General features: G+C 65.3%; 5 protein-coding genes. 3 read left to right on the top strand and 2 right to left on the bottom strand.

Features of this window, described 5'->3' with window-relative positions:
• Nucleotides 1-103: 103 nt before the first annotated feature.
• Nucleotides 104-1564 (top strand): MFS transporter, encoded by a 1461-nt coding sequence (locus DBR22_RS07445; protein WP_108598481.1) that lies wholly within the window; start codon nt 104-106, stop codon nt 1562-1564.
• A gap of 95 nt (nt 1565-1659) precedes the next feature.
• Here DBR22_RS07445 and DBR22_RS07440 read toward each other — a convergent pair whose 3' ends face one another.
• On the bottom strand, nt 1660-2952 hold the full coding sequence (locus tag DBR22_RS07440) for an MFS transporter (RefSeq protein ID WP_108598480.1): 1293 nt from the start codon (nt 2950-2952) through the stop codon (nt 1660-1662).
• Nucleotides 2953-2977: 25 nt separating this feature from the next.
• Nucleotides 2978-4201, bottom strand: a complete 1224-nt coding sequence (locus DBR22_RS07435; protein ID WP_108598479.1) for a M20 metallopeptidase family protein — start codon at nt 4199-4201, stop codon at nt 2978-2980.
• Between the two features lie 98 nt (nt 4202-4299).
• Here DBR22_RS07435 and DBR22_RS07430 point away from each other — a divergent pair, with 98 nt between their 5' ends.
• Together DBR22_RS07430 and DBR22_RS07425 are read left to right on the top strand one after the other, a co-directional pair.
• On the top strand, nt 4300-5385 hold the full coding sequence (locus tag DBR22_RS07430) for an Lrp/AsnC family transcriptional regulator (protein ID WP_108598478.1): 1086 nt from the start codon (nt 4300-4302) through the stop codon (nt 5383-5385).
• 97 nt (nt 5386-5482) lie between these two features.
• Entirely contained in the window at nt 5483-6079 is a 597-nt protein-coding gene (locus DBR22_RS07425) for a J-domain-containing protein (RefSeq protein WP_108598477.1), read from the top strand.
• Nucleotides 6080-6137: the final 58 nt, after the last annotated feature.

Raw genomic sequence — 6137 nt, 5'->3', positions numbered from 1 at the left:
AGTGACCCCGCGTTGGAGTCGCGTTGGAGTTGATGGCGGATTGGTGGCCGGAGTAGTAGTTATACTTGTATAAGTATTACTACTTCAAGAAGGTTGGAAACGCGTGGCGACACAGTTGGCGAGTGCGGACTCGAAACAGGAGATATCGACAAATGGCCGGTGGTGGGCACTGGTCTTCCTCGCCCTGGCGCAGTTCATGGTGGTCCTTGACGGCACCATCGTGAACCTGGCGCTGCCCCGCCTGCAGGTCGAAATGGGCATCAGCGACTCTACCCGGTCCTGGGTTGTCACGGCCTACGCCCTGACGTTCGGCGCCTTCCTATTGCTCGGCGGACGGATCGCGGATTTCTGGGGCCGCAAGCGCACCTTCATCGTCGCGGCCGCAGGCTTCGCGGTGGCATCGCTGATCGGCGGGATTGCGCAGGAATCCTGGGAACTGACCGGCGCACGTGCCCTCCAAGGTCTGTTCGCGGCACTCCTTGCTCCGGCCGCCCTGGCACTGCTGACTGTTTCGTTCCCCGGCGGTAAGGACCGCGGCACGGCCTTCGCGATCTTCGGCTCCATCAGCGGCGTGGGTGCTGCGGCCGGCGTCCTGCTGGGCGGTTTCCTCACCGACTACGTGTCCTGGCGCTGGTGCTTCTTTGTGAACGTCCCCATCGCGGTCATTGCCCTGATCGGAGTGCTGGCCAAGGTGCGCGAAAGCAAGGCTGAAGGACCCTCCACATACGATTGGCCCGGCGTCGTACTTGCGGCCCTTGGCCTGGGCTCGCTGGTGTACGGCTTCACAAACGCTGAGCACGGCTGGGGTGCACCGGAGGCGTGGGGCTTCATCGCCGCCGGCATGGTGATGATGGTGCTGTTCGTCGCGGTCGAAAAGAAGGTCAAGCACCCGCTCCTTCCGCTGCGTGTGGCCACCGAGCGCAACCGTGCAGCCGCGTTCCTGGCGTCATTCCTGGCCGGCGCGGTGCTGATCGGCGGCATCCTCTTCATCAACTACTACATCCAGATTGTGCTCGGCTTCGCCCCGTTCATCGCCGGCCTGGCCTCGCTGCCCATGACGGTGGTCCTGATCGTGACCGCGGCTGTGGTGGCCAAGAACCTGCCGAAGCTGGGTGCCAAAATCCCCACCGCCGTCGGGCCGGTCTTCATGGCAGCTGCCATGCTCTGGCTGACCCAGGTCAGTGCTGACGGCAGCTACGCCGTGAACATGCTGCCCGCGCTCATCCTGATGGGCATCGGCCTCGGCATGGTGTTTGTGCCCATGCAGAACCTGGCGCTGTTCGGCGTTGACGAGCACGACGCCGGCGTGGCCAGTGCGCTGGTGAACGCAACACAGCAGATCGGCGGCTCCCTGGGCATTGCCCTCTTCAGCACCATTGCGGCAGCGGCCACTGCTGCCGCCGGCGGAAGCAACATGGCGGCGCTTTCCACCGGGTACTCATCGGTGTTCCTGTGGGCGGCCGGCGTGGCCATCCTGATCACGCCCGTGGCGCTCCTGCTGATCACCATCACCCGGAAAACGTTCAGCGGCAGCGACGAGCACCAGCCCATCCACTTGGGCTGATCTGTCCGCGTAGTACCCCCCACCATGCAGAAAGACGCCGACGGCGGGACCTCCCGCCGTCGGCGTCTTGCGTGAAATTCCGGGGCTGCCCGGTGTCAGTGCGTCAGGTCCTTACCCTTCGTTTCAGGGATGGTGAAGACAAACGCGATGCTGATGAGGAGCAGGAGCACGGCGTAGACGTTGAACAGGTTGGCCTGTCCGATCGAGCCGAGCCATGCCTGCAGGTAGGGTGCCGTGCCGCCGAAGGCCGCGACGCAGATGGAGTAGGGGATGCCGACGCCGACGGTGCGGATCTTGGTCGGGAACAGTTCGGCGTAGACGGCCGGGACGATCGCGGCGCTTCCGGCGATGAAGAACAGCATCACGGACATGGTGACCGCGAGCTGCCAGGGGGAATCCTTCAGCAGCCAGGTCATGGGGAAGTGGAACAGCGCTGCACCGGCGGCACTCATGATCATGACGGGCTTGCGGCCGATCCGGTCCGAGAGCCGGCCCCAGAACGGCAGCGCCGCGATGAACAGCACGTTGGCGATGACGCTGGCCCAGAGGGCTTCGCCGCGGTCCATCTTCAGCACTGAGGCGGCGTAGCTTGGTGTCACAACACCCCAGATGTAGTAGCTCACCGTCAGGCCGACGGTGAGGCCGATCACCTGCAGGGCCTGCTTGCGGTGCTTGTAGATCTGCGGCCACAGCGGATCGTGCTTTTCCTTGGGGGATTCAGCCTCGAACGCGGCCGTCTCCTTCATCCGTGCCCGCATAAAGAGCGCGTAGAGTCCCATCGCCCCGCCGATCAGGAACGGAATGCGCCAGCCCCAGGCGTTCATGTCAGTCTTGCTCAGAACGTTGGACAGGACGGCGCCGAGCATGGTTCCTGCCAGGATGCCGACGGTGCCGGAGGTGTAGATGAGCGTGGCCCAGAAGCCGCGTTTTTCCTTGGGCGCCATTTCGGAGAGGTAGGTCTGCGACGACGGCAGCTCACCGCCGTGGGCGAGGCCCTGGATCAGGCGGGCCACCAGCAGCAGGACCGAGGCAAAGGCTCCGACCGCTTCGAAGGTGGGGGCGATGCCGATCAGCAGGCTGCCCAGCGCGGCAAGCCCCACAGCGAAGGTCATGGAGGTCTTGCGGCCGATCCGGTCACCGATCCAGCCGAACACGAAGCCGCCGAACGGGCGGGCCACGAAGCCGACGGCGAAGATGGCCAGGGTGGCCAGGAACGCCGACGCCGGGTCCTCCTTGCTGAACAGGGCGCTGGCGATGAAGGGCGAGAACGTCGCGTAGATGGCCCAGTCGTACCATTCAACGGCGTTGCCGATCCCGGTGCCGATCAGGGTGCGCATGTGGGACTTGTGGACCTGGACGTCGGCTGGGACGCCTGCTGTTGTGGTCATGATGTTCTCCAAGGGGGAAGGGAAATCAGTGGGTGGCCGAGGCCAGGGCGGCGATGCGGGAGACGGCCAGCTCTGTGTAGAGCGCGGTTCCGTCGGACAGGACGCCGTCGTCGAACAGGGCGTACGGGGAGTGGTTGAAAGCAGTTGTGGTGTGGTCGGCGCCCGGGGCCACGGCGCTGAGGCCGATGAAGGTCCCGGGTACTTCCGCGAGCACCCTGGAAAAGTCCTCGGAGCCGCTGAGGGGAGTGGCCCAGCGGGAGAGGCGCGAGCTGCCAAAGAGTTCCTCGATGGTTTTCTCGGCGGTCCGTGTTTCGTCCTCGTCATTGATCGTGGCGGGATACTCGTGGCGGTAGTCGACATCGACCTCGAGGCCGTGTGCCGCGGCAATACCCTTCAGCAGCATGGGAACGGCAGTCATCATCTGTTCCCTCGCAGACTCTGAGAAGGTGCGGACGGTGGCTTCGATGCGTGCAGATTCCGGGATGATGTTGCGCTTGGTGCCGGCCTGGAGGACGCCCACGGTCAGGACTACCGGATCGAACACGTTGAACTGGCGGGTGATCATGACCTGCAGTGCAGTGACCATTTCTGCGGCCGCGGTCACAGGATCCTTGGCCACGTGCGGGGCGGAGCCGTGGCCGCCGGCGCCCAGGACAGTGACGGTGAGTGCATCCGATGCGCTGAGCATCACCCCTGATTTGGTGGCGAAACGGCCATGCGGCTCCAGGGCGGAAAACACGTGCATTCCGTAGGCGGCATCGGCCCGGCGTCCGGCCGCGTCCAGCACACCCTCGCGGATCATGTGGGATGCGCCGTCCCAGCCCTCCTCGCCCGGCTGGAACATCAGGACGACGTCGCCGGCCAGTTGGTCCCGGCGCTCGGCCAGGAGGGTGGCGGCTCCGGCCAGCATTGCGGTGTGGAGGTCGTGGCCACAGGCGTGCATGATGCCGTCGGTTTTTGATGCAAACACCGCACCGGTGCGCTCCTGGACGGGCAGCCCGTCCATGTCGGCGCGGAGGAGGACGGTTGGCTTGGTGACCGAAGCGTGCGGCGCGTTGCCGCGCAGGACCGCAGTGACCGACGTCGTGCTCTGCCCCAGGGTGATTTCGTACGGCAGGCCCTCGAGTGCCTTGAGGACCTTTTCCTGGGTCCGGGGCAGCTGGAGTCCGATCTCCGGGTCCTCGTGCAGCTCGTGGCGCAGCCGGACAATATCGTCCTGCAGTTCCCTGGCGTCGGCGGTGATTGACATCTGCTCTCCCTCTGGACCGTGGGTCCGTTGATGGTCTGGTGTCCATTGTGGGGTGACCTGATTCACAACTCTGGAAGGTACTGGAAAAAATCAAAAGTATGCTGGGAAACGCAGGAATCATTCATTCTCAGGAAGATCGGACCGAAGTGATGCTCAGCGAGGAGGACCTTGCCCTGATTAACGTCCTGCAGGTTGCGCCGCGGATCAGCTGGGCGGACGCGGCGGACGTGTTGGGGGTTCACGCCACCACGCTGGCGGCCCGCTGGGACAGGTTGAGGTCTGCAGGCGCGGCCTGGACCACGGCACATCTGATTGGCGACCCCAAACAGATGTGCCTGGCGCTGGTGGATGTGGACTGCGAGATGCGCCTACGCGCCGAGGTCACCGCCGAGCTGGCCGCCATCCCGGACGTGGTCACTGTTGAGGAGGCTGCCAGCAACAGGGACCTCATGCTGACTGTCATTTCGCCCACCCTGGAACAGTTCACGGATCACGTGCTTCCGCGGTTCAAGGAAATTCCCGGATTGCTGAAGTACCGGACATCGCTGGGAACCCGCCTGCATTCCGCCGGCCATACGTGGCGGCTCAACGCCTTGGACAACGCACAGCAGAACGCCTTGCGTGCTGTTGTTGGCCACGAGATCGCCGGTTCGGCAGGAGCCCGGACCGGATCGCCCCTGCCGCCGAGCCATCTGGACCTGATTCCGTTCCTGGCGCGCGATGGGCGGGCCAGTGCCGCTGACATTGCCCGGAGCCTGGGCCGCAGCCCGGCCACTGTCCAGCGGCAGCTGAACCGGGTGGTTTCCAGCGGCCTGCTGACATTCCGCTGTGACATTGCGCAGAACCTGTCCGGCTACCCGGTGAGCTGCCAGTGGTTCGCCAATGTGCCGCCGGGCCAGCATGAGGCCGCCGCCGCGGAGCTCCGCGGCCTGCGGACAGTCCGGCTGAATGCATCCACCAGCGGGAGGACAAATTTCGTGATCCTGATGTGGCTGAAATCGCTGGCCGATGTAATGACCGCTGAACTGGCCCTCCAGCAGCGCATTCCGGAGATCGAACTCGTGGAAAGCGCCGTGATCCTCAGCCGGGCCAAGCGGATGGGCTGGATGCTGAACCCTGATTCGACGGCCACCGGGGCGGTGGTGGTAGCGGACGCCGGGGTCCCGTCGCTGGCGCTCGGCTGAGCCCTCAGGGGCCTGATGGCGCCCCGTTGAAACCCGGAGTCCGGTTCTGAATACTGGAAGACAGACTCGATTCCACGAGCGGAGGCGGTATTTGGCGATGAGCGGGGCAGGCGACTTCAAGCGGCGCCTGGAGCGGGCAGCGGAACTCCGCTCCTACCGGGGAGCGGGGATCAGTGCCGAGGAAGAGGCGGAGCTCGATGCCGCGGAGGAAAACGAGCGTCAGAAGCGCAGGAAAGTGGACGACGCCAAGAGAGCCGAGTACCTGATCCGCGACGCCATGGCCCAGGGTAAATTCGACAACCTCAAGTACGCGGGCAAGCCCATCCCCGGCCTCGGGGAGGCCTTCGATCCCGACTGGTGGGTCAAAGGACTGATCCAACGGGAAAACATCAGCGGCCTGGGTCCACAAGCCATCCTGCTCCGTACTGAGGACGCCGAACTGGACGGCCGGCTCGACGCCCAGTTCACCGAGAAGCAGGTGCGCGACATCCTGACGGACTTCAATGCCCGCGTGATCGACGCCCGCCGCCAGCTCCAGGGCGGCCCGCCGGTGATCACCAAGACCCGCGACGTCGAGGCGGAAGTGGCGCGGTGGCATGAACGCCGTGCCGCTCGGGGGAAGGCCCAGGCGCCGGAGCCGGAACCGGAGGTCAGCCGGTGCTGGTGGCAGCGGCTGTGGCGCGGCACCACCTAGGCGCGGCACCACTGAGGCGTGGCACTGCCACGGCGGGTGGGCCACTTAGGTGCGCGGC

The sequence above is a fragment of the Arthrobacter sp. HMWF013 genome, assembly GCF_003061105.1.
In the GTDB taxonomy this organism is placed as follows: Bacteria; Actinomycetota; Actinomycetes; order Actinomycetales; family Micrococcaceae; genus Arthrobacter.
This window is presented reverse-complemented; position numbering and strand designations above follow the sequence as displayed.